23 protein-coding genes are annotated in these 25,359 nt (G+C 41.5%); 15 read left to right on the forward strand and 8 right to left on the reverse strand.

Annotated elements, in window-relative coordinates:
- The 3 genes from feoB to ABE954_RS01400 form a co-directional block, all read right to left on the reverse strand.
- Positions 1 to 2,319 carry a Fe(2+) transporter permease subunit FeoB gene (feoB, locus tag ABE954_RS01390; protein ID WP_129466936.1) on the reverse strand — a complete coding sequence of 773 codons (2,319 nt, stop codon included), beginning with the start codon at positions 2,317 to 2,319 and terminating at the stop codon, positions 1 to 3.
- A gap of 29 nt (positions 2,320 to 2,348) precedes the next feature.
- A complete protein-coding gene (feoA, locus tag ABE954_RS01395; protein ID WP_048605471.1) occupies positions 2,349 to 2,579 on the reverse strand; it encodes a ferrous iron transporter A in 231 nt (76 codons plus the stop codon).
- Positions 2,580 to 2,911: 332 nt separating this feature from the next.
- Entirely contained in the window at positions 2,912 to 5,242 is a 2,331-nt protein-coding gene (locus tag ABE954_RS01400; RefSeq protein WP_042847756.1) for a Tex family protein, read from the reverse strand.
- Between the two features lie 170 nt (positions 5,243 to 5,412).
- Between ABE954_RS01400 and greB the strand changes: the two genes are divergently transcribed.
- From greB to hemN, 14 genes are all read left to right on the forward strand, one after another.
- Entirely contained in the window at positions 5,413 to 5,898 is a 486-nt protein-coding gene (gene greB / locus ABE954_RS01405) for a transcription elongation factor GreB (RefSeq protein ID WP_042847754.1), read from the forward strand.
- 116 nt (positions 5,899 to 6,014) lie between these two features.
- Entirely contained in the window at positions 6,015 to 6,734 is a 720-nt protein-coding gene (gene ompR, locus ABE954_RS01410) for a two-component system response regulator OmpR (protein WP_042847751.1), read from the forward strand.
- On the forward strand, positions 6,731 to 8,062 hold the full coding sequence (envZ, locus tag ABE954_RS01415; RefSeq protein ID WP_042847749.1) for a two-component system sensor histidine kinase EnvZ: 1,332 nt from the start codon (positions 6,731 to 6,733) through the stop codon (positions 8,060 to 8,062). Before ompR ends, envZ begins: the two co-directional genes overlap by 4 nt.
- A gap of 410 nt (positions 8,063 to 8,472) precedes the next feature.
- The gene (pstS, locus tag ABE954_RS01420) at positions 8,473 to 9,516 is read left to right on the forward strand and encodes a phosphate ABC transporter substrate-binding protein PstS (protein WP_042847746.1); all 1,044 of its coding nucleotides are present in this window, start codon (positions 8,473 to 8,475) and stop codon (positions 9,514 to 9,516) included.
- Between the two features lie 114 nt (positions 9,517 to 9,630).
- Positions 9,631 to 10,587, forward strand: coding sequence for a phosphate ABC transporter permease PstC (gene pstC, locus ABE954_RS01425; protein ID WP_042847813.1), 957 nt, complete (start codon positions 9,631 to 9,633; stop codon positions 10,585 to 10,587).
- Position 10,588: 1 nt separating this feature from the next.
- A complete protein-coding gene (gene pstA / locus ABE954_RS01430) occupies positions 10,589 to 11,470 on the forward strand; it encodes a phosphate ABC transporter permease PstA (protein ID WP_042847744.1) in 882 nt (293 codons plus the stop codon).
- Between the two features lie 37 nt (positions 11,471 to 11,507).
- On the forward strand, positions 11,508 to 12,284 hold the full coding sequence (pstB, locus tag ABE954_RS01435) for a phosphate ABC transporter ATP-binding protein PstB (protein WP_042847741.1): 777 nt from the start codon (positions 11,508 to 11,510) through the stop codon (positions 12,282 to 12,284).
- A gap of 13 nt (positions 12,285 to 12,297) precedes the next feature.
- Positions 12,298 to 13,011, forward strand: coding sequence for a phosphate signaling complex protein PhoU (phoU, locus tag ABE954_RS01440; RefSeq protein WP_036958602.1), 714 nt, complete (start codon positions 12,298 to 12,300; stop codon positions 13,009 to 13,011).
- A 548-nt stretch (positions 13,012 to 13,559) separates the two neighbouring features.
- The gene (locus ABE954_RS01445; RefSeq protein ID WP_042847740.1) at positions 13,560 to 14,399 is read left to right on the forward strand and encodes an ABC transporter substrate-binding protein; all 840 of its coding nucleotides are present in this window, start codon (positions 13,560 to 13,562) and stop codon (positions 14,397 to 14,399) included.
- Positions 14,400 to 14,488: 89 nt separating this feature from the next.
- The gene (locus tag ABE954_RS01450) at positions 14,489 to 15,241 is read left to right on the forward strand and encodes an amino acid ABC transporter permease (protein WP_240133371.1); all 753 of its coding nucleotides are present in this window, start codon (positions 14,489 to 14,491) and stop codon (positions 15,239 to 15,241) included.
- Between the two features lies 1 nt (position 15,242).
- A complete protein-coding gene (locus tag ABE954_RS01455) occupies positions 15,243 to 15,995 on the forward strand; it encodes an amino acid ABC transporter permease (protein ID WP_042847738.1) in 753 nt (250 codons plus the stop codon).
- Positions 15,996 to 16,179: 184 nt separating this feature from the next.
- Positions 16,180 to 17,514 (forward strand): NCS2 family permease, encoded by a 1,335-nt coding sequence (locus ABE954_RS01460; protein ID WP_042847736.1) that lies wholly within the window; start codon positions 16,180 to 16,182, stop codon positions 17,512 to 17,514.
- Positions 17,515 to 17,988: 474 nt separating this feature from the next.
- Positions 17,989 to 18,504 (forward strand): Der GTPase-activating protein YihI, encoded by a 516-nt coding sequence (gene yihI / locus ABE954_RS01465; RefSeq protein ID WP_048605465.1) that lies wholly within the window; start codon positions 17,989 to 17,991, stop codon positions 18,502 to 18,504.
- Between the two features lie 331 nt (positions 18,505 to 18,835).
- A complete protein-coding gene (gene hemN, locus ABE954_RS01470; RefSeq protein WP_131680891.1) occupies positions 18,836 to 20,209 on the forward strand; it encodes an oxygen-independent coproporphyrinogen III oxidase in 1,374 nt (457 codons plus the stop codon).
- A gap of 796 nt (positions 20,210 to 21,005) precedes the next feature.
- Here the strand turns inward: hemN and ampC are convergent.
- Entirely contained in the window at positions 21,006 to 22,148 is a 1,143-nt protein-coding gene (ampC, locus tag ABE954_RS01475) for a class C beta-lactamase (protein WP_166686792.1), read from the reverse strand.
- 182 nt (positions 22,149 to 22,330) lie between these two features.
- Here ampC and ABE954_RS01480 point away from each other — a divergent pair, with 182 nt between their 5' ends.
- Positions 22,331 to 23,212 (forward strand): LysR family transcriptional regulator, encoded by an 882-nt coding sequence (locus ABE954_RS01480; protein WP_042847728.1) that lies wholly within the window; start codon positions 22,331 to 22,333, stop codon positions 23,210 to 23,212.
- Positions 23,213 to 23,279: 67 nt separating this feature from the next.
- Here ABE954_RS01480 and ABE954_RS01485 read toward each other — a convergent pair whose 3' ends face one another.
- The 4 genes from ABE954_RS01485 to ABE954_RS01500 form a co-directional block, all read right to left on the reverse strand.
- Positions 23,280 to 23,567: a helix-turn-helix domain-containing protein gene (locus ABE954_RS01485; protein ID WP_129466941.1), complete on the reverse strand. Its 288-nt coding sequence runs from the start codon at positions 23,565 to 23,567 to the stop codon at positions 23,280 to 23,282.
- Positions 23,568 to 23,639: 72 nt separating this feature from the next.
- Positions 23,640 to 23,879, reverse strand: a complete 240-nt coding sequence (locus ABE954_RS01490) for a helix-turn-helix domain-containing protein (RefSeq protein WP_042847724.1) — start codon at positions 23,877 to 23,879, stop codon at positions 23,640 to 23,642.
- A 204-nt stretch (positions 23,880 to 24,083) separates the two neighbouring features.
- A complete protein-coding gene (locus ABE954_RS01495; RefSeq protein ID WP_131680890.1) occupies positions 24,084 to 25,049 on the reverse strand; it encodes a fimbrial protein in 966 nt (321 codons plus the stop codon).
- Positions 25,036 to 25,326 (reverse strand): helix-turn-helix domain-containing protein, encoded by a 291-nt coding sequence (locus ABE954_RS01500; protein WP_048605457.1) that lies wholly within the window; start codon positions 25,324 to 25,326, stop codon positions 25,036 to 25,038. Before ABE954_RS01500 ends, ABE954_RS01495 begins: the two co-directional genes overlap by 14 nt.
- Positions 25,327 to 25,359 lie beyond the last annotated feature (33 nt).

Here is a 25,359-nt window from a genome sequence, read left to right on the forward strand (position 1 = left end):
TTAGTGGCAGGCATTGCCTGAACATCCAGAGCATTGCGCCGCAGTTTTACTTTTTATATTCAATGTGACCCGACTACGGACACGGCGTAAGAACATAAATAAAACAAGATTGAAAGCAACTACCGCAATAATAGTTATTAAGCTACTTTGTGGGTGCTCACTAAATGTCGCTATTTGGTAAAACAGCGCAGAAAGGCTATAGGCCACATTGAGCCCCCAAAGAATGGAAAAACTCATCCAGCTTTTATTGGTTTCGCGAGCGATAGCCCCCATCACAGATACGCAAGGCACATATAGCAAGACAAAAATTAGATAACTATAAGCCGCGATGCCAGAACCAAATTTCGCCGCCATGGTACCCATAGAGCCTGACTCCATCTCACCGTCCCCTTTACTGGCTTCGATAGGGTTCGATAGCGCACTTAATGTAAAGGTTTCTTTTAAGCTATCCCAAGTATCGGATACCGCATCCTCTAACTCTTCCCACAAATTGAAAGATTCAGCATCAAATGGTTCGGCGGTGATCGCTTCGGCGGTATACAGGGTATTTAATGTACCCACGACCACTTCTTTGGCCATTGCTCCCGTGATTAATCCGACGGTGGCTTGCCAGTTGTCCGCGTGAACGCCGATTGGCTGTAATGCAGGCGTGATAACTTTACTGACCGAAGCCAGTGCCGAATCATTAATATTATCAACGGGTTTACCTGAGAAGGAGAAGCTGTTTAATGCACCGATAAAGATACTGGCAACGACGATAACCTTACCAGCACGTACCACAAAGCCTTTCAAGCGTTGCCAAGTTTGGATCAGTAACGTTTTGACGTGAGGAACGTGGTAAACCGGTAATTCCATAACGAAAGGGGAGGCTTCACCGCGCATTAAAGTGTGTTTGAGTAGCAATCCTGTCAGGATAGCGACCACAATCCCTAAAATATACAGGGAAAAGACAACACTAGCGCCGTTTTTACCGAAAAAGGCCGCGGCAAATACTGCAAAAATTGCCAGCCTTGCGCCGCAAGACATAAATGGTGCCATTAGAACAGTAATCAGCCTTTCACGCGGTGCATCAAGAGTACGTGCGCCCATAATGGAAGGAACGTTACAGCCAAAGCCAACAATTAAGGGCACAAATGATTTGCCGGGTAAGCCCAGTGCTTGCATGAGCCTGTCCATTACAAATGCCGCACGAGCCATATAGCCGGAGTCTTCGAGTATTGAAAGAAATAGGTACATCATCCCGATTTGTGGTACGAGTGGTAAAACGGTATTAATACCACCACCAACACCTTGGGCAAGGAAGATGGTTAGCCAATCAGGGAAACTCAAATAATCTCCCAGCCACTGGAGACCATGAATAAATATGGCTTCTGATGCCCCCTCGAAGAAAGGTTGTAGCGCTCCTCCGATATTAATTGCTAATACAAACATCAGGTACATGACAAACAAGAAAATCGGGACACCAAGCCAGCGACTGAGAATAAATCTATCCAGTGATTGCGTTAATTTGTTGGGTTCAGCAGCACTATTATTAATAGCGGCATGGCAAATAGTCGCAATAGACTGATAGCGAGAGTCTGCAATGAGTAACTCGGGTTCTTCATTCAAACTCTCTTTAAGTTGTTGGCGTGTCGAAAGTAATTGCTCTTCTGTTATTTCTGCACGTTGGCGGCTGTAAATATCCCCTTCGAGGATTTGTAATGCTAACCAGCGGCGTTGTTGGTGGCTAAATTGCTGTGATGATATTTGATCTGACAGTGAGTCTACCGCTTGTAATAATTGAGGTGGATATTCGACAAGGGCTTTTTGGCTATTTTGTGGATGAGTATCAATGGTTTTCTTTAATTCATTAATACCAGTCGCACGTGTTGAAACCATTGGAATGACAGGGCAACCCAGTTGTTTCTCCAATTGAGCAATATCAATATCAATATGTTGGCTTTGTGCGATATCCAACATATTAAGAGCAACAATACAAGGAACACCGAGTTCAACTAACTGTAATGTAAGATAAAGGTTGCGCTCTAGGTTTGATGCATCCACCACATTGATTAGCATGTCAGCTTCGCCACTTAGGATAAAGTAACAGGCAATTTGTTCATCTAGTGAGGTTTGCTCGGAAATTGTGGTGAGGGAATAAGTCCCTGGAAGGTCAACAAGCTCAATCTTATGGTCGTCTGTGTGGAAGCGGCCAACTTTGCGTTCAACCGTGACACCTGCCCAGTTACCGACGCGTTGTCTCGAGCCCGTTAGCTGGTTAAATAGGGTCGTTTTGCCTGCATTGGGGTTGCCAATTAAGCCGATAGTCAATCGTTTCATAGTGTTTGCCAATAATATAAAAAGAATACTTAAGCGGTAGGCGCTTCATCAAGGTTAAGCAGGGCGAGATCCTTTTTACGTAATACTAAGCTCACGCGATGCGTTTCTATCTGCACAGGGTCACCAAATGGCGCTAAGCGCACGACTTTAAATACAGAACCCGGTAGCAAACCAAGGGAAAGAAGTTTTTGTCGGTAAGCGGGGCTTATCTCTGGTGAAAAACCAATTATTTTATAGCTGCATTGAGGAAGTATAGCCATAGTGTCTTCCTATTAATTCAATTTATAATGATATCAATACTTATTGCTAGAAATATGGGTATCAATAACTTGATAGCGTAACCCAACAAAAATTAATCTAATTAACAATGAGAATTATAATCATCTACTTTTGTTCTATTTAGCCTCTTTTTTCGTCAATTTGACTTGATGTGGATCAACGAAGCATTGAGTTAGCCCTGTTTTCTTAATCGGTGGGGCTGTTGAAACGCTGGGGTATAAGAGTATTTTGAAGTGTATTAACGAGTGTGAAGTGAATTAATTAAAAATAATAGGCATCGCAATTATTTCATAGCGATGCCTATTTAACGTAATTAACGTTTTTTGCCAAATGCGGCAGCCAGTGCATCGCTCATCGCACTGTTACCAGAAGATGATGAGTTTTGGCGTGCATTACCCCTTGGTTGTGCTGCTTTGCGTGGGTTTTTGTCTTGCGTTGGAGCTGCTCGACGAGGTGCGCTATTCGTATCACCAGCTTGCTCATCCAGACGCATCGTTAGCGCAATACGTTTACGCGCGATATCGACATCTAGCACTTTGACTTTTACGATATCACCCGCTTTTACCACTTTGTGAGGGTCTTCAACGTAACTATTTGATAGAGAAGAAATATGAACGAGCCCATCTTGGTGAACACCAATATCTACAAACGCGCCAAAGTTGGTTACATTGGTAACTGCGCCCTCTAAGACCATCCCAGAGACAAGGTCATTCATGGTCTCAACCCCTTCGGCAAAGGTGGCCGTTTTAAACTCAGGGCGAGGGTCACGACCCGGTTTTTCTAATTCTTTAATGATATCCGTGACGGTTGGGACACCAAATTGTTCTGTGGTGAAATCACGTGGGCTTAAGGCATTAAGCACTTGTGAGTTACCCATAATTTCTTTTAGTGGTTGACGGACAGACTCAAGGATTTTTTCAACAATTGGGTAAGACTCAGGGTGAACGGTCGAAGCATCCAATGGGTTCTTACCATTAGTGATACGTAGGAAACCTGCACATTGTTCAAATGCTTTTGGCCCAAGGCGCGTGACTTTCAGTAACTGCTTTCTATCATTAAATTGGCCATTTTCATCACGCCAATCCACCACATTTTGGGCGATCATCTTGCTTAAACCGGCAACGCGAGTCAGTAAGGCAACTGAAGCTGTATTTAGGTCGACACCAACGGAGTTTACGCAATCTTCAACCACAGCATCGAGTTTACGTGCCAACTGAGTTTGGCTAACATCGTGTTGATATTGACCAACTCCGATAGATTTAGGGTCAATTTTTACCAGTTCAGCGAGAGGATCTTGTAGACGGCGTGCAATAGATACGGCACCACGCAAAGATACATCCAATGTTGGGAATTCAAGCGCAGCAAGCTCAGAGGCGGAATAGACCGAAGCCCCCGCTTCACTGACGATGACTTTTTGGGCTGTTACTTCAGGGTATTGTTTTTGGACTTCTGCAAAGAAGCGTTCAGTTTCTCGCGATGCAGTCCCATTACCGATTGCCACGAGTTCCACATGATGTTTTTGACACAGCGCGGCAACAATCGTTGCTGCTTTAGCCGCTTGGCCAGTGTGTGGATAAATAGTATCGGTTGCAATCAGTTTACCTGTTGCATCAACTACTGCGACTTTTACCCCTGTACGCAGGCCAGGATCGAGCCCCATAGTTGCACGCATGCCTGCGGGGGCGGCCATCAGCAAATCACTGAGATTACGGGCGAAAACGTTAATAGCCTCTTCTTCTGCTTTTTCGCGCAGAGAACTCATTACTTCCGTTTCCAAGTGCAGAAGCACTTTGACTCGCCATGTCCAGCTGATCACCGCTTTACGCCATTGGTCAGCTGGGGCGTTATTCAAATGTACATCTAAGTGGCGAGTGATGATCTCTTCACAGTAACTTTCTTTTGGTGGCTCATCAAATTGTGGGTCACAATTTAATGACAGCTGTAAAATACCTTCATTACGACCACGGAACATAGCAAGTGCACGGTGCGAGGGGACTTGAGCTACAGGCTCTTGGTGCTCAAAGTAGTCACTAAATTTAACGCCTTCTTCTTGCTTACCTTCTGCAACAACAGAAACAAGGTGGGCATTCTTCCAAATATAGTCACGAACTTTGGCCAATAAGGCGGCATCTTCGGCAAAACGCTCCATAAGAATATAACGTGCGCCATCTAAGGCTGCTTTTATATCCGCTACGCCTTTATCTGCATCGATGTAAGCTTGGGCTAGTTCTTCAGGGGACTGGCTTGGGTCTGTCCACAAGGTATCCGCTAATGGCTCAAGCCCTGCCTCAATGGCGATTTGCCCACGGGTACGACGTTTCGGTTTATACGGTAAATACAGGTCTTCAAGTTCAGTTTTATTGAGGGTAGTATCAATCGCAGAGGCAAGCTCTGGGGTTAATTTCCCTTGCTCTTCAATCGATTTCAGAATGGTTTGCTTACGGTCATTCAGTTCGCGTAAGTACCCTAAGCGGCTTTCTAGCTGGCGAAGCTGAGTATCGTCCAACCCTCCGGTAACCTCTTTACGGTAACGAGCGATAAACGGGACAGTATTACCTTCATCTAATAAGGTGATGGCAGAAAAAACCTGTTTCGGTTGGGCATGCAGTTCTGCTGCGATGATTTGGCTTAGAGTTTCATTCATGTCGTGTTTAAATACCTACTGAAAGAACAATTAAAAAAATTTACTGCACTGTTATACTTGGTGATAGCCATAATTTCCAGACTGAATTTAAGCCTATTGGTAGGAAAGTCTCAGATTATGTTCTATAAATTATTATAATCACTGTCTCTATTGACGAATATTTTAAGGTTATGACAAAAAGTCTTTTAATTACGCGCGAAGGTTGGGATGCGTTAGACAAAGAGCTAAAGTATCTGTGGAAAGAAGAACGGCCTAGAGTAACCCAATCTGTTTCTGAAGCAGCAGCCCAAGGGGATCGTTCAGAAAACGCAGAGTACATATACGGTAAAAAAAGGTTACGTGAAATTGATCGGCGTATCCGGTTTTTATCTAAAAGATTGGATCAACTAAGGATAATCGAACCTGACCCTCGGCAAGAAGGCCGTGTCTTTTTTGGTGCTTGGGTTAAACTTGAAGATGAAAATGAAAATATCAGAATATTCCGGATAGTCGGGGCTGATGAGTTTAACCCTACAAAACAATGGATTTCAATCGACTCTCCCGTGGCGCGAGCCCTGATTGGTAAACGAGTTGATGATGAGATAATAGTAAATACTCCAGGAGGGCAAGTAACCTATTTCATATTAGAAATAAGTTATCGTCCACTAAGCATCTGAAGTGTAAAATGATTCATTAAATCCTATGTTAGTGGTAAATTAGTAGGCATTAATATTTTTTTGCTTACTTTGATTAAAAAAATAATTTGAAAGATGCACATCTTGAGGGCTACAAAATGCAGGAAAGTTATAAGGTTCTTGTCGTCGATGATGATATGCGTTTACGTGCACTGCTAGAGCGTTACCTCACAGAGCAAGGCTTTCAGGTAAGAAGTGCCGCAAACGCTGAACAAATGGACAGAATCCTGACGAGGGAATCAATTCATCTGATAGTATTAGATTTAATGCTACCGGGTGAAGATGGGTTATCAATTTGTCGTCGTTTACGCAGTCAAAATAACCCAATCCCTATTATTATGGTTACCGCGAAAGGTGAAGAGGTTGACCGCATTGTTGGTTTAGAAATTGGTGCTGATGACTATATTCCAAAACCTTTCAATCCACGCGAATTACTGGCTCGTATCCGTGCGGTACTTCGTCGCCAAGCAAATGAACTACCGGGAGCGCCATCTCAAGATGATGCTGTCATTACATTTGGTAAATTTAAGTTAAATCTTGGAACTCGTGAAATGTTCCAAGGTGATGAAAATATGCCATTAACTAGTGGTGAATTTGCGGTATTAAAAGTGTTGGTTTCTTATCCAAGGGAACCATTATCTCGTGACAAGTTAATGAGCTTAGCGCGAGGCCGTGAATACAGTGCGATGGAACGTTCTATCGATGTTCAAATTTCACGTTTACGCCGTATGGTTGAAGAAGACCCTGCCCATCCACGCTATATTCAAACAGTTTGGGGCTTGGGTTATGTGTTTGTTCCAGATGGAAGTAAAGCATGAAGCGACTGAGGTTCTCACGACGTAGTACATTTTCTCGCTCGTTATTTTTGTTCGTTGCGTTGTTATTCGCAAGCCTAGTGACCAGCTATATGGTCGTGTTGAATTTTGTTGTGATGCCTAGCTTACAACAGTTTAACAAAGTACTGGCTTATGAAGTTAGGACGTTGATGACAGAGAAAATGGTTCTACAGGATGGGACCTCGGTGCGGGTATCACCCGCGTTACGTAAAAAAATCTATAATGAATTAGGTATTACCTTTTACGCTCATTCAGCTGCAATGGAAGAAGGGTTGAATTGGGCGAAAGAGTATGATTTTTTAAGCGAACACATGTCGGATTATTTAGGCGGTAAGGCAAATGTTCACCTCGAATTAGGCCGTGAATATCCGATTTTGTGGCTGACATCTTACCTCGCGCCTGATATTTGGGTGCGAGTCCCCTTGACTGAGATAGGTCAAAATCAATTTTCCCTCGTTTTCCGTTATACACTGACTATTTTCCTGACAATTTTTGCCGGAGTGTGGCTGTATATTCGTTATCAGAACAAGCCGTTGCTTGAGTTGGAATACCATGCTGGTGAGGTTGGAAAAGGGGTTATTTTACCGCCCATGCAAGAAAAAGGCGCGACTGAGGTAAGGGCGGCAATTCGTTCCTTTAACCATATGGCCGCTGGAATCAAAACGCTAGAAAACGACCGAACTGTTTTAATGGCAGGGGTTAGCCACGATTTAAGAACGCCATTAACTCGTATTCGTTTAGCAACAGAAATGATGAGCCCAGAAGATAGCTACCTTGCGGAGTCTATCAATAAAGATATTGAAGAGTGTGATGCGATCATCGGTCAATTTATGTCCTACCTGAAAACAGGGCAAGAAATGGATATGGAATTCTGCGACCTTAATTCAATCCTTATGGAAGCGGTCAATTCAGAAAGCAATGTGATCGGTGAAATCGAAACAGCGCTGGAGCCGGGCTCAATGATAGTAAATGGTAACCCGTTAGCTATCAAACGCGCTATCACGAATATGATTGTCAACGCATATCGTTATGGTAATGGCTGGATTAAAGTAAGTAGTGGTAAAACGGAAGATTCTGTTTGGTTCCAAGTGGAAGATGATGGTGTAGGTATCAAAGAAGAAGATATTCACCGGTTATTCCAACCCTTTGTACAAGGTGAAAAAGCACGTAGCAATAAAGGGACTGGTTTAGGCTTGGCGATTATTCGCCGGATTGTCGATGCCCATGAAGGGAGCATTGAAATCCATAAGAGTGAGCGCGGTGGGTTTGCGATTAGGGCTTTGCTTCCCCTTAAAGAGAAAGAAGACTAAATACTCTTCACACTTTGCGCCGCAGCGTTGTTGGCTGCGTTCGGCTACTCGGGTCACATACTTATGTATGCTCCCCGAGATATCCTCTTTGGCCGCCTAGCTGCAACACAAATTATTTTGAGTATTATTTTATAGTTGCAGGATAAAAATATTTTTCGCTTTTATGACAGTCTGTCATTTTTCTTTTTGATATTAGTTTTGAAGTTTTGTTTTTATAACTAATTGAATCTTAAGTTGTAAAATTGTATTTTTCTTCGATTTTGTTTTCTCGCCAGCGAAAAAATCAGCAATTGTCATAAAACTGTCATAAAAACGACATGTTGTCGTAACTAAATTGTCCTATTTTTCCTACCGTGACATACACCCAACAATTTTATACTTGATTGTTTCTATACATCCCCGGAGGGATTATGAAAATGACGCGTACCACCTTAGCAAGCGTAATGGCAGCAACTTTATCTTTGACCGCAATGTCTTCTTTTGCTGCTACCAGCCTGACCGGAGCTGGCGCGACTTTCCCCGCTCCTGTTTATGCAAAGTGGGCAGACTCTTATCAGAAAGAAACAGGTAATAAAGTAAACTATCAGGGGATTGGCTCTTCTGGTGGTGTCAAACAAATTAATGCAAAAACCGTTGATTTCGGTGCCTCTGATGCGCCATTAACTGACGAAAAACTGAAAAAAGATGGTTTATTTCAGTTCCCAACAGTCATTGGCGGTGTTGTCCTGGCTGTCAACGTAAAAGGCATTGAGTCAGGGCAACTGACTTTAGATGGCAACACTTTAGGGGATATCTATTTAGGTAAAATTACTAAGTGGAATGACCCTGCTATTGCTAAGTTAAACCCAAATGTTAGCCTACCAGACCAAACTATCGCAGTCGTCAGACGTTCTGATGGCTCAGGTACCACTTTCGTATTCACTAGCTACTTAGCGAAAGTTAGTGCAAGCTGGAAATCAGATATTGGTGCGGGCTCAACAGTTAACTGGCCAAAAAATAGCGTAGGTGGTAAAGGTAACGATGGCGTTGCAGCATTTGTTCAGCGTCTGCCAGGTTCTATTGGTTATGTGGAATATGCTTACGCAAAACAGAATAATCTTGCTTATACTAAACTGATATCTGCGGATGGCGAAGCAGTCTCGCCAACAGGTGAAAGTTTCAGCGCAGCAGCGAAAAAAGTTGATTGGTCTAAATCTTTTGCTCAAGACCTCACGAACCGTGATGGTGCCAATGCATGGCCAATCACATCGACAACTTTTATTTTAGTACACAAAGAGCAAGCTAATGCTGAAAAGGGCAAAGCAACGCTCGACTTCTTTAACTGGGCCTATGAGAAAGGTGGTAAGCAAGCGGAAGCATTAGACTACGCAATTTTACCTGAAGAAGTGGTGACAGCTGTTCGCGCAGCATGGAAAACAGAAGTAAAAGATAGCCAAGGTAAAGCACTTTTCTAAGTGAACCTCGGGTTGGCAGTGGCAGGCGGATGTTAGAGGATCTAACATCCGCTTTCTAAATGAAGTAAATTAAATCCTACGTAAGCAAGTAGGTGTGGAATGAGAACAAAGCGCATGGCCGAAAAAACAACGGCATTTAAAGCTCCTAGCAAATCAGGTGATGTGATTTTTGGTGCATTGGTAAAGATTGCCGCGCTAATCACTTTATTAATGCTTGGGGGTATTATTATCTCCCTTATTTTTGCATCTTGGCCAAGTATGCAAAAATTTGGTTTTTCGTTTTTATGGACCAAAGAGTGGGATGCTCCAGCGGAAGAGTTCGGTGCGCTTGTGCCTATTTATGGCACGATTGTGACATCGTTAATTGCTCTGATCATTGCGGTACCAGTGAGTTTTGGTATCGCCTTATTTTTAACTGAGCTTGCACCTAACTGGTTAAAACGGCCTCTAGGTATTGCAATTGAACTCCTTGCTGCTATCCCAAGTATTGTGTATGGGATGTGGGGGTTATTCGTCTTTGCGCCGTTGTTTGCGGAATATTTCCAAGAACCAGTGGGGAATGTGATGTCGAGTATTCCGATTGTTGGTGAGTTATTCTCAGGCCCAGCATTCGGTATCGGTATTTTAGCTGCGGGGATCATCCTCGCGATTATGATTATTCCTTACATTGCGTCTGTTATGCGCGATGTATTTGAACAAACTCCTGTGATGATGAAAGAGTCAGCTTATGGTATTGGCTGTACTACATGGGAAGTGATCTGGAACATCGTTCTGCCTTATACCCGTAATGGGGTAATTGGGGGTGTGATGTTAGGTCTAGGCCGCGCATTGGGTGAAACCATGGCGGTGACATTCGTGATTGGTAATACTTATCAACTAGATAGCGTGTCATTATTTATGCCAGGTAATAGTATCACCTCTGCATTGGCGAATGAGTTTGCAGAAGCAGAAAGCGGCTTGCATACCTCTGCCTTGATGGAGCTTGGGCTGATTCTATTTGTTATCACATTCATTGTGCTAGCAATCTCCAAGCTGATGGTTATGCGCCTTGCGAAGAATGAGGGCCGTTAATATGTCGTTATCTCAACCTATTGCCGTCAATCAAAAAGAACGCGCTCGCCGTCAAGCATGGCGCCGTCAAATCAATAGAATGGCTCTATTGGTTTCGATGTTAACCATGGCTTTTGGCTTGTTTTGGTTAGTTTGGATTTTATTTTCTACAGTGACGAAAGGGATTGATGGGATGTCCCTCAATCTGTTTACTGAAATGACCCCACCGCCTAATACAGAAGGTGGCGGCTTAGCAAATGCCATTGTTGGTAGTGGTTTACTGATCCTCTGGGCTACGGTTATCGGTACTCCTTTAGGGATCTTAGCGGGGATTTATTTAGCAGAGTATGGCCGTAAGTCATGGTTAGCTTCGGTAACTCGTTTTATTAATGACATCTTATTATCAGCGCCATCTATCGTTGTAGGTCTGTTTGTGTACACCATCGTGGTTGCACAGATGCAGCATTTTTCCGGTTGGGCTGGGGTTGTCGCACTTGCATTGTTGCAAATTCCAATTGTTATCCGGACAACTGAAAATATGTTGAAGTTAGTGCCGGATAGCTTGCGTGAAGCCGCTTATGCACTCGGCACACCAAAATGGAAAATGATTTTATCTATTACGCTAAAAGCATCTGTATCCGGGATTATCACGGGGATTTTGCTGGCTATTGCACGTATTGCGGGGGAAACCGCACCGTTACTGTTTACTTCACTGTCGAATCAGTTCTGGAGTACAGATATGAGCGAGCCAATTGCCAACTTACCAGTGACTATCTTCAAATTTGCAATGAGTCCATTCTCTGAATGGCAAGAGCTTGCATGGGCTGGGGTGTTATTAATTACCCTATGTGTCCTACTGATTAATATCATTGCGCGTGTTGTGTTTGCACAGAAAAAACACTAAGCCCGGATAACTAAAGATTTAGAGAGAAAAGTAAACCATGATTAATGCAAACGAAATTGCAAACAGTAAAATTAAAGTTCGTGACCTCAACTTCTACTATGGCAAGTTTCACGCGCTGAAAAATATCTCTTTAGACATTGAAAAGAATAAAGTGACGGCATTTATCGGCCCATCAGGCTGCGGTAAATCCACATTGTTACGTACCTTTAATAAAATGTATGAGCTGTATGGCGAACAACGTGCAGAAGGTGAAATTTTATTAGATGGTCAGAATATCCTGACGGACAAACAAGATATCGCGTTATTACGAGCAAAAGTAGGAATGGTCTTTCAAAAACCCACTCCATTCCCAATGTCTATCTACGATAATATTGCATTTGGAGTCCGTTTATTTGAAAAATTATCGCGTGTAGAAATGGATGAGCGTGTGCAATGGGCACTGACAAAAGCTGCATTATGGAATGAAACTAAAGATAAACTCCACCAAAGTGGTTATAGCTTGTCTGGTGGTCAGCAGCAACGTTTATGTATTGCTCGTGGGATAGCTATTCGCCCAGAGGTATTGTTACTGGATGAGCCTTGCTCTGCACTTGACCCTATCTCAACGGGTCGTATTGAAGAATTAATTAGTGAATTAAAATCAGAGTACACTGTGGTGATTGTTACCCATAATATGCAACAGGCAGCACGTTGTTCTGATTATACGGCATTCATGTACTTAGGGGAGTTAGTTGAGTTTAATCACACTGACAAGATGTTTACGACCCCTGAAATGAAGCAAACTGAAGATTATATTACTGGCCGCTACGGTTGATATGGAGCCGACGATGGATACGCTGAATCACAACAAACATATATCGGGGCAGTTCAATGCTGAACTGGAACATATCCATACTGAGTTGATGACAATGGGAGGGCTGGTGGAAGAACAGCTCACCAAAGCCATTACGGCCATGCATAATCAGGATGAAGCCTTAGCACGTGAAGTTATTGAGAATGACCATAAAGTCAATATGATGGAAGTGGCGATTGACGAAGAGTGCGTAAAAATTATTGCCAAGCGCCAGCCAACAGCGAGTGATTTGCGTCTGATTATGGCAATTTCAAAAACCATTGCAGAATTGGAAAGGATTGGCGATGTTGCGGACAAAATCTGCCAAACTGCATTGGAGAAATTCTCTCATCAACATCAGCCTTTGTTAGTGAGTTTGGAATCATTAGGCCGTCATACGGTACAAATGCTACATGATGTACTTGATGCATTTGCACGAATGGATCTTGAAGAAGCCATCCGTATTTACCGTGAAGATGAAAAAGTTGACCAAGAGTATGAGGGTATCGTACGTCAATTAATGACCTATATGATGGAAGACCCGCGGACAATCCCGAGTGTATTAACGGCACTGTTCTGCGCACGCTCCATTGAGCGCATTGGCGACCGTTGTCAAAATATCTGTGAATTTATTTTCTACTATGTGAAGGGGCAAGATTTCCGTCACGTCGGTGGGGATAGTCTTGAGAAGATGTTAACGAATAAATAATTACTCGAATACTCGTCATATTTCGTGCTGTGGCGGTGTTGGCTTCGCTCGGTTACTCGGGTCACATACTGATGTATGCTCCCCGAGATATCCTCGCTTGCCGCCTAGCCACAACGCGAACTATTTAGAGTATTAATATATGAGGTTAATGCATTAAATACCTATCATACCTCAAGCTGTAGTTCTGATATTTGAGTTCGACTACTCGGGTCACATACTTGTGTATGCCCCTAGGGATAATTTTATTTGCCGCCTAGCTACAGCCCGAACTATTTAGAGTATTACTCTTGAATATCGGCGTCAGCTTACTTTAGAACAAATTGTTTAGCGTATAAAACGTTCTTCTACCGACTTTCTTCTTGCTCAATAAGAGTCTATTGATGGTTTAACCATGTTCGGGGTCCTTGTATAAAGTTTCCCCCTTTCTTTATTCACTTCATTTATTCCTCTTAGTTATAAATATATTATTTAATAGTATTTCAAGTGCTAAGAGATAGTTGATAGCTTGTGACGGTCGATTTACATAAATTTACCGCCAGAGGTGTTCAATGAAAGCTCGTATTCTCTCAACTGTTCTACTCACAGGTTTGGCGCTGACAGCGAATGTCGCTAGCGCAGATAAATTAGATGATATCAAGCAAGCCGGAGTGATCCGCATTTCAGTCTTTGATAGCAACCCGCCCTTTGGTTTTATTGACCCTCAAACTAAGAAATTGGCTGGTTATGATGTGGATATCGCACAAGAAATTGCTGATGGCCTAGGGGTAAAACTTGAGCTTCGTCCGACTAATCCTGCGAATCGTATTCCACTTTTAACTTCTGGCAAAGTTGATCTTATTGGGGCGAATTTTACCATTACCGATGAACGCGCAAAACAAGTTGATTTTTCCATCCCTGATTTTGCTACCGGGCAAAAATTTATTGCCCGTAAAGGCGTATTAAAAACCCCTGATGATATTAAACCTCTGCGTATCGGTGCAGATAAAGGCACCGTACAAGAAGTCACTTTACGTGAGCGTTTTCCAGACACTAAAGTGATTTCTTACGATGATACCCCACAGGCATTTGCTGCACTGCGTAATGGTAACGTACAAGCTATTACCCAAGACGATGCAAAATTGGTGGGTTTATTAGGTAATTTACCTGAGAAAGTTAAAGTTGATTTTGAAATTTCGCCATTCAGCCTAACAAAAGAATATCAAGCACTTGCAGCAAGCAAAGGCGAAACACGTTTGGTTGAAAACGTCAATGAAACACTGTTGAAATTAGAGAAAGACGGCAAAGCCGAGGTGATTTACAACCGTTGGTTTGGCCCAGAAACTAAAGCCGCCCAACCACGTGGTGACTTTAAGTTTGCACCATTAAGCGAACAACAGCCTCAATCTTAATGGCCTGAAATAAAAAAATAACTTGTTGGTTACCCTGCACATTGTGCGGGGTTCTTGGTTAATAGAACCAAGTAGAATGGTGATTGACTATGTTTGAGAAATTTTCCAGCGGTAATTTTTGGTCAGAACATCTGCTGGCACCACAGTACCTTGAATGGTTCGGCTATGGTTTTTTGATCACAGTTTGGATCTCTGTGTGTACCATTATTGCGGCTACTTTATTAGGTTTTCTAGTTGCATCAGCAAAGGATAGCCAGATTGCTCCTCTTCGTTGGGGAGTGAACATCTATATTTCTATTTTTAGAAACACGCCTTTGTTGGTGCAGCTATTTTTTTGGTATTTCGCTTCTGGTGAAATTTTACCATCTGCCACAATGGAATGGTTGAATACACCCCATGAAATCCAATTGTTGGGGATACCCGTAGGGTGGCCATCATTTGAATTTTTAGCGGGTTTTGTTGGTTTGACCTTGTATACCGTACCCTTTATTGCTGAGGAAATTCGAGCAGGTATCAGGGGCGTTCGTCAGGGGCAAAAATATGCTGCTTTCGCTTTGGGGCTAACTTCTTGGCAGGCGATGAAACTCGTGGTGTTGCCTCAAGCGGTTAAAATCGCTATGCCGCCTTTACTTGGCCAATATATGAATGTGGTAAAGAATTCATCGTTAACGATGGCGATTGGGGTGGCGGAGCTTTCTTATGTATCGCGGCAAGTGGATAGCCAGTCATTACAAACTTTCGCCGCATTTGGTGTTGCCACAGTGTTGTACATTGCCATTATTGCATTAATGGAAGGCTGGGGGCAGTGGCGCCAACAACGTAATTTAGCTCAAGGGGCATAAAATGGATTTTTCGATTATTGAGCAAAACTGGCAATATTTATTATTAGGTACTTTCCCTGACGGCCCACTCGAAGGCGCTGCTTTAACCTTACTCATGAGCTTACTTGCGGGGGCGGCTTCTATAGTATTGGGGACGTTGGGTGGTATTGCGTTAGCCATGCTGCGTGGTTTCTGGGTTAACCTATTTGCCGCTATTTTAGGCTTTTTCCGTGCAATTCCTGTGATTATGTTGATTTTTTGGACCTACTTTCTGTTGCCTATTTTGCTTGGCGCAGAAATCCCTGGGATTGCTACTGTGGTATGTGCATTAGCGTTGATTACTTCAGCATATCTAGCTCACGCGGTAAAGGCGGGGATTTTAGCGATTGGTAAAGGGCAGTGGCAAGCTGGCATGTCTTTGGGTTTTAGCCGTTGGCAGGTGCTTTGGCACATTGTTTTACCACAAGCGTTACGAATGATGGTACCTTCATTTATTAATCAATGGGTTGCATTAATTAAAGATACCTCTCTAGCTTATATTGTGGGGGTTGCTGAATTATCATTTTTAGCTACTCAAGTGAATAACCGTGAAATGGTATACCCGCTCGAGGTTTTCTTATTTGTGGCGTTTATTTATTTTGTGATGTGTTTTGCGGTGGAAATTATTGCGAATAGGGTAGCGAAAAGGCTAAGCGCACAAAATGAACCTCAAAAACGAGCCGCGAAGCGTAGCTTATTGTTTTGGCGTAGGCAAAAGCTATTGGCGCTGTCTTAAGTCAACATAGCGGTGTAATAACCGCTATTATCTCAACAACACTTATCTGATTATTTTTTTATTTCGGCTTGCCGTATCAGTTAGTTAGGACATTTTTGCCTATTATGGTTTACGCAATCGTTTTCTTTTGTGATTTTTAATTGTAGTATAGGGCGAAAAAAACTTTTTTTGGGCGCTATATCTAATGAGTAATCAATCTTCTAGCTCGGCACAACCGCAGGGCTTGTTTCAGCGTGTTTTTAAATTACAGGAACACGGCACAACCGCACGAACAGAAGTTGTTGCAGGCTTCACGACCTTTCTGACGATGGTGTATATCGTCTTTGTTAACCCACAAATTCTTTCTGTTGCAGGGATGGACATTAAAGCGGTGTTTGTTACCACCTGCTTGATTGCTGCTATTGGTAGTATCTTGATGGGGCTATTAGCAAACTTACCAATCGCGGTAGCACCTGCAATGGGGCTGAATGCCTTTTTTGCTTTTGTCGTCGTTGGGGCCATGGGGTATTCGTGGCAAGTCGCTATGGGCGCGGTATTCTGGGGAGCGGTTGGTTTATTTATTCTGACATTGTTCCGTATTCGTTATTGGATTATTGCTAATATCCCGCTTAGTCTTCGTGTCGGGATCACCAGTGGTATCGGTTTATTTATTGCCATGATGGGGTTAAAAAACTCAGGCATTATTGTTGCAAACCCAGATACACTGGTCTCAATTGGTAACTTAACTCACCATAACGTTTGGCTGGGGGCGCTGGGTTTCTTTATCATCGCAATTCTGGCAGCGCGTAATATTCATGCAGCAGTTTTGGTGTCTATTGCCGTGACTACATTGATCGGTCTTGCGCTGGGTGATGTGAAATATTCGGGTGTGTTTTCCATGCCACCAAGTATCACTAGTGTGGTTGGGCAAGTCGATTTTGCTGGTTCTTTAGATTTAGCGCTATCAGGTGTTATTTTCGCCTTTATGTTAGTAAACCTGTTTGACTCATCGGGCACTATGATTGGCGTGACGGATAAGGCTGGGATTACCAATGAACGCGGGACATTTCCACGAATGAAACAAGCCCTGTATGTGGATAGTTTGAGTTCGGTAGCAGGTTCTGCAATGGGAACATCATCAGTGACTGCGTATATTGAGAGCTCTTCAGGGGTATCTGTTGGTGGGCGTACTGGCTTAACCGCAATTGTTGTGGGCGTTCTATTTCTATTGACCATGTTTATCTCACCTCTTGCAGGTATGGTTCCTGCTTATGCAACCGCAGGTGCCCTGATTTACGTGGGTGTGTTGATGACTTCAAGCTTAACGCGGGTGAAATGGGACGATTTAACCGAGTCTGTGCCTGCATTTATTACCGCAGTAATGATGCCGTTTAGTTTCTCTATTACCGAAGGTATCGCACTGGGCTTTATTGCCTACTGCGCAATGAAAATTGGTACGGGGCGCTGGCGTGATCTGGGGCTGTGCGTCATTTTAGTTGCGGCGATGTTCCTGTTAAAAATGATCCTAGTCGACGCCTAACATGTGCTTCATATTTTGAACTGTAGCGGTGTTGGCTGCGTTTGCTAACCCTAGTCACATACTTTTGTATGCTCCTAGGAATTAGAAATTCTTCCGCCTTGCTACAGCTCAAACTATTTAGCGCATTAATATTCGTCATACTTCAAGCTGTGGCGTTGTTGCCTACACTTGGTTACTCGGGCCATATACTTGTGTATGCTCCCCGAGATAACCTCGCTTGGCGCCTAGTCACAACTTGCATTATTTAATGAGTTAATCATTTCTCTTTTTATTATTTGCCCCCTCCATGCCCTAAATAATTTGTGTTGCATGAGCGTACATGCAACGCAAATTATTTAGGGTATAATTAATAAACTACTGCTGTGAAGGTCAGGTGAGATAAAAATCTACTGAAATTGCAAACAAGTACTTTCCCCCTTCATGGGAAACTGCTAGATTTCGCAGCAGAAACTGACTTTATCAAGGTATCAGGCCATGAATTCACCAAAAAAACCGGCAAGTAAGCCAAAGAAAAAATACCGTAAAACGAAAGAAGAATTGAACGCAGAAGGTCGTGAGCGTAAGCGCGAAAGTAAACATCGTGGTAATAAATCAGGTAGTCGCTACCAAGATAAGTCATCAAGCAGCCAAAATAATGGGCAAAATAACATTGTTGACCCACGCTTAGGCAGTAAAAAACCAGTGCCTTTAATTGTTGATGATAACTCAGCGACTAAACCTGTGGTTGAGAAAAAACAGCCAGTGGTTAAAGAAAAATTAACCCCTGAAGCTGAGTTAGCATTGTTAGAAAGTGATGACCGTTTAGATGGTTTGTTAGCACGTTTGGAAGATGGTGAGACCGTTACCGCAGAAGAACAGAAATATATCAATACTTGTTTAGACCGTATTGATGAGCTGATGAACATTTTAGGCATAGAATATGCTGAAGAAGAAGAGGAAGAAGACGAAGAAAAACTCGATGACATCATGCGTATCTTAAAAAGTAAATAACTTCGTTTAACCATCCCTCGTATATTCGGGGGATGTCGCTATTATTTTTCATAAATACACTTTTCTTTGATGTTGCATCAAGTCTCTTTTCTTTAACATCTTTATACTCGTCATATTTCAAGTTGTAGCGTTGTTGGCTATGCTCATTCGCTCTAGTCATACACTTATGTATACTTTTAGCGACTCATTCACTTGCCGCCTAGCCACAACTTGAAATATTTAGAGTCTATAACGTTATGTATGCTATAAAATTTTCACATCACCGAATAACAAATTAAATAAGGTGCAACCCGTTGTGATGGTTTAAGCTTTTGGTCAATTGAGGAATGTTATGTCAGAGCAAAATATTGTTTGGGACCTCGCTCTCATTCAAAAATATAATTATTCAGGGCCGCGTTATACATCGTACCCCACTGCCTTGGAATTTAACCAAGATTATGACGAAAGTGCGTTTGTTCAAGCAACTCAGCGTTATCCCGACCGTCCTTTATCGCTCTACGTTCATATTCCTTTTTGCCATAAGCTTTGTTATTTCTGTGGCTGTAATAAATTAGTTACTCGCCAAAAACATAAAGCAGATGAATACCTACAAGTCATTGAAAAAGAAATTATTCAGCGTGCAGCTTTATTAAAAGGACGTCTTGTTACTCAGATGCACTGGGGAGGCGGTACACCAACTTATCTTGATAAAGTGCAAGTTAGCCATCTAGTCGGTTTATTGAAAAGGCACTTTCATTTTGCAGATAACGTAGAGATGTCGATTGAAGTCGACCCGCGTGAAATTGAGTTGGATATGATAGACCATTTACGGGCTGAAGGGTTTAACCGCCTGAGTATGGGGGTACAAGACTTTAATAAAGAAGTACAAGTATTGGTTAACCGAGAGCAAGATGAAGAGTTTATTTTTGCTCTAATTAAGCGAGCAAAAGAAACAGGGTTTACTTCAACCAGTATTGACCTTATCTATGGCTTGCCAAAGCAAACGCCAGAAAGTTTTGCTTTTACCCTGAAAAAAGTGGCAGAGCTGTCACCTGACCGCTTAAGTGTATTTAATTATGCACATTTACCTAATTTGTTTGCAGCGCAGCGTAAAATTAAAGATGAAGATCTGCCAAGCGCAGAGCAAAAACTGGATATTCTTCAAGATACGATAGCTACACTCACTGGAAATGGTTATCAATTTATCGGTATGGATCACTTTGCACGCCCAGAAGATGAACTTGCGGTAGCCCAGCGTGAAGGCATACTGCACCGTAATTTCCAAGGGTATACCACCCAAGGGGACTGTGATTTGTTAGGGCTCGGCGTCTCGGCGATTAGCATGTTAGGGGATAACTACGCTCAAAACCAAAAAGATTTAAAAACCTATTATGCACAAGTCGAAGAGCAGGGGCATGCGCTGTGGCGTGGGTTGGTATTAACGGATGATGACTGTTTACGTCGTGATGTTATCAAAACCTTAATTTGTAATTTCCAACTGAATTTCGCACAAATAGAAGCACTATATCCAATTGATTTTAAATCTTACTTTGCAGAAGACTTAAACTTATTGATACCAATGGCAGAAGATGACCTAGTCGAAATTAGCGAAACAGGGATTAAGGTGACTCCTCAAGGACGTTTACTTATTCGTAATATTTGCATGTGTTTTGATGTGTATTTGCGTAGGCAGATGAGGCAGCGGCAGTTTTCCCGCGTCATCTGAATGCTCGTCATATTTCGTGCTGTAGCGTTGTTGGCTACGTTCACTAACCCTAGTCACATACTTTATGTATGCTCCTAGGGCTTAGTTTCTCTTGCCGCCTAGCTACAGAACGAACTATTTAGAGCATTTACTCTTCGTCATATTTTATGCTGTAGCGTTGTTGGCTACGTTCACTAACCTTAGTCACAACTTAGCGTATGCTTCCCGCGCTGTTTTCACTTTGACGCCTAGTGGTACTCGAACTATATAGAGCATCTACTCCTCGTCATATTTCGTGCTGTAGCGTTGTTGGCTACGTTCACTAACCCTAGTCACATACTTTATGTATGCTCCTAGGGCTTAGTTTCTCTTGCCGCCTAGCTACAGAACGAACTATTTAGAGCATTTACTCTTCGTCATATTTTATGCTGTAGCGTTGTTGGCTACGTTCACTAACCTTAGTTACAACTTAGCGTATGCTCCCCGCGCTGTTTTCACTTTGACGCCTAGTGGCACTCGAACTATATAGAGCATCTACTCCTCGTCATATTTTATGCTGTAGCGTTGTTGGCTACGTTCACTAACCCTAGTCACATACTTTATGTATGCTCCTAGGGCTTAGTTTCTCTTGCCGCCTAGCTACAGAACGAACTATTTAGAGCATTTACTCTTCGTCATATTTTATGCTGTAGCGTTGTTGGCTACGTTCACTAACCCTAGTCACATACTTTATGTATGCACCTAGGGCTTAGTTTCTCTTGCCGCCTAGCTACAGAACGAACTATTTAGAACATCTACTCTTCGTCAGAAATCTAATTTATTCATTAATCTTTTCAATTAATTGATAAGCTGCGGTGATGCGGTCGGAAATTGGGTACCATTTATTGGATAAAATCACGATGCCGATTTGTTCTTCAGGGATAAAGGCGGCATAAGCTGCAAAACCATTTGTGGAGCCTGTCTTGTTGTAGAACGCTCGCGTTTCTGGCGGCATTGCCGGTTTAATTGCTTCGATTTTCTGTGGTTGTAATGCCATTTCATCACGGTTACCTTGATGTAATTGTGATAAAGAGACAGGCCACGGGTAACTTTCCCACATCATATCTTGTACAAATGAATCTGTTAGATAAAAGCCTGTGTGGGTATCTTCTACCGCTTCTTGCCATGATTTTGCGACTTTTACCGTCTGCATATTAATATCTAAGAAACGGATCAAATCTTTGGCAGTAGATTTCAAACCATAGGATTCGGCATCTAAAATCTGTGGTGCCACTCGCGCTGGGTGATCTTTCTTATTATAACCCTGAGCATAATTTTTCATTTGGTGTTTAGGGACATGAATATAGGTATGTTTGAGCCCCAGTGAAGGCAGCATTAATTTTTCCATCGCTTGTTCAAATGGCATTTTGAGTTGTTTAGCGGTGACGATGCCTAATAATCCAGTACCTAAATTTGAGTAAGAACGATATTCTCCAATGGTTTTTTCAGGGAGCCAATGTTGGTAATAGCTTATTAATTCAGCTGAATTCGTAATGGTCTCCGGCACAAATAATGGTAATCCAGAGGTGTGGGTGGCTAAGTTCATCACGGTGATATGGTCAAATGCTGAATCTGTTAACTCGGGTAGGTAATGACTCACTTTTTGTGAGAAATCTAATTTACCTTGTTCTTGTGCATAAGCGGCTAATGTTGCTGTAAATGTTTTCGAAAGAGAGCCAATTTCAAATAATGTGTTGTTATTGATAGGGGCTTTGTTTTGCTTAGACAATACACCGTAATGATAAAAATAGTGCTTTCCTTCAATCGAGATTGCCACCGACATTCCGGGTATCTGTTGTTGTTTCATTAGTGGTTTAATAATGTTATCAACGTTTTGTTGAGTTAGCGCGTTGGCTGAAATTGTGGTTAAGGCTAAGCTAAGAGCGGCAAAAATCCGCCCCTGACGAAAAACATTTCTCATAGGTAGTCCAATTAAATAAAAGTTTAAGTTGTTGCTAATATAAATAAGGAAGAACTTCATTGCATAACTGAAGTGCTTTAGTATAGATTTCTAGGCTGTTATACCGTTGTTGTATAGCAGTATGCGTGTTTTACGCCTTCATTTAAAACGATATAAAGTTCGATGAGGTAAAAGAAAATCTTATGTCAGGGAATTATCGTCATCGACTACCTTTAAATGCTTTGCGTGCATTCGAAGCATCTGCCCGCCATTTAAGTTTCACGCGAGCAGGTATGGAATTGAATGTGACCCAAGCGGCGGTAAGCCAGCAGGTTCGGTTATTAGAAGAGCAACTAGGTTTAGAATTATTTATCCGCTTACCTAGAGGGTTGGCCTTAACAGATGAAGGCTTAGCTCTCCTACCTGTGTTGAGTCGTTCTTTCGACCAAATTGAGTCTTTATTGCAGCAGTTTGATGATGGGCACTACCATGAAGTGTTGAGTATATCAGTAGTGGGAACATTTGCGGTGGGTTGGTTACTACCTCAATTATCAAAATTTTCTAATTTATACCCGTATATTGATTTACGGATTATGACACATAATAACGTAGTCAATTTGGCGGCAGAAGGTGTTGATTTTGCCATACGCTTTGGGGAGGGGTTATGGCCTCTGGCTGAGAATATTCCATTATTTAGCGCATCGCATACTGTGTTATGCTCTGAGAAAATGGCTAACCGCTTAACGACTCCCCTAGATTTAAAAGCGCATCATTTATTACGCTCATACCGTAAAGATGAATGGGAAAAATGGTTTCTTGCCGCAGGTTTAGAGCCGTGGCGAGTGAAAGGGCCTGTGTTTGACTCGTCTCGTCTAATGGTTGAAGCTGCGTTATTAACGGATAGTGTGGCATTGGTACCGAGTTGTATGTTTGAACATGAGTTGAGTGCTGGGAGTTTAGTGCAGCCATTTGATATTTCAGTGACATTAGGGGGCTATTGGCTTAGTCGTTTGAAGTCCAAACCATGTACACCTGCGATGATGATATTCCGTAATTGGTTATTGGATGAATCCCAACAAAGATAAATCGGTGCAATAATGTCATGCACCGATATTTAATAAATCAGCATATAATGATGCTCATATTTAAATATTAAAATACTAACGCCTCAGCAGAAAAATAATTTTTTTTACTAAGTGGGGTGTCTGTATTTTTATTTATTTCTGTCTCGTCAGTTAAAAAATAGGCAGGGTCAATATTAAATATCTGAGATAATTGATATATCGTATCAACATGGATATTGACTTCGCCATTTTCATAACGTGATTGATGTTGTTGGCTAATACCTAATAAGCTACTTAATTCTTTTCCGCTCATACCATTAGCTTCTCTTAATGCTCTAATTTTTAGACCAACAGATTTTGATATTTTTCGTTTCATAATGTTCTCTCTAATTTTAATAACACAAAATTAATTAAGGATTTTTAATATTATTAATGTTTCTTATGTGGTTTAATTCTCTTTTTTAGTACTAAAAAAATGAAAAAAAGATTTAATATCAATCTTAAAGTATTCTGCATATTGAGATAACCTATCTATATTTATTCTATTCACTCCTCGTTCATATCTAGATTGTTGTTGTGGACTAATTCCTATTTCCTTAGATATAATAGATATAGGAATACCTAACTTTTTTCTATGATAATAAATTTGATATCCAATTTGTTTGGATATTGAATAATTTTTTGACATGTTTTCCCTTTATAAAATAAATCATAAACAACAGGGCTACACTAGATATAGATAAGGCAAAAACTAGAGCTTAATAGTTAATATATAGATAATTTAAAAAAAAGCATGTGTTTAAATCAAGATATTGTATTTTTATATGGAATGGTATTATTTAATGACCACCCATTTTAGATGGTCGTAATATGATACTTAAAACTAGGCCAATTATTCATATCGAATATTGACTGTTGCTGTACTGTTCGCTTTCCCAGGCGTTATTTTAGCTGCCGTTTTAATATAGCGAGCTTTCCAGTTGAACCGGATATCTCCAGCAGCTGAATTAGTTATGGTATTGTTTTTAGTAGCTAGTTTTATAGGGGCATTACTTGCATTTAGTAGTTGTATGGCAATACCTGTTGCAGAGCCCGTGCCAGATAACTTGATTTTCCCTGTTTGCGTATCAACATACCCCGCACTACTGGTAATGGTTGTTTTAATATTAGTTCCGGCAGCACAACTTAAGGTGATCGGGATATTAACACTAGCACTTACTGCGCCAATATCCTTAAATTGTGTGTCATACCAATCACCTAAAACAACGGTATAGTTGTTCGACTTTGTTGTGCATTTTGCTACATTTATTCGCACGGCATTCATCGGTATATTTAATGTACTGATATTCCAATTTATATGGTTAGGGTTTTCTTGGATTAATCGTGCAACAGCCCCGGCCTTAAGGGTATTAGACTGTGTTACATTTCCGGTTTTTTTTACTATAAAAACCCATTTGGGCACTGCAATACGCCATGGCATTCTATCTCCGATAGGGTATGGGCTATAATAATCTAATGCCCCTGCTACGGCTCGAATCTCTACACTGATACCTGGAATATTAGTGGCAGCTATTTTATTTAAGTTTGGCACCCAGCCATTTATATAGCTGGCATGTAATCTTGCCTGTCCACATTGGCCGTCTTTTCCTGAGAATGTCGTAATATTATCACTAGCAAAACGAATTGTATATGTACCTAAATTCCTTGTTGAATTATCATCATATTGAATAGTATGAGTTTGTGTAGGAACATTGACATTAATATTCCTTAAGTTTGGGTTTTGAATACAAGCAGAATATGAATATGTAGAATACAATAGTGTTGTCATTAATAATGCTTTTATATTAGATTTCTTCATAGATGTTTCCTCTGGTTTTTATAGGGAATTCTTTTTTAATATATTCTTTCTCTATTTCAGTGAAGATGAAAAACTCTAATATACTAATGTTAAATATCTCAGCATACTGATTTAGCCTATCTAAATTTATTCGGTTAATACCATGTTCATATCTTGATTGTTGTTGTTCACTCACACCAATTATGTTTGCAATCTGGTTTAATGTCATTCCATTCATTTTTCTATAATATGTTATTTTACTTCCAACTATTTTGGAAATAGGGTAGTAATTAGACATAATGTATCTCCTATTAAAATAAATATAGGCGTA

This window comes from Providencia sp. TYF-12, assembly GCF_041344805.1.
In the GTDB taxonomy this organism is placed as follows: Bacteria; Pseudomonadota; Gammaproteobacteria; order Enterobacterales; family Enterobacteriaceae; genus Providencia; species Providencia huashanensis.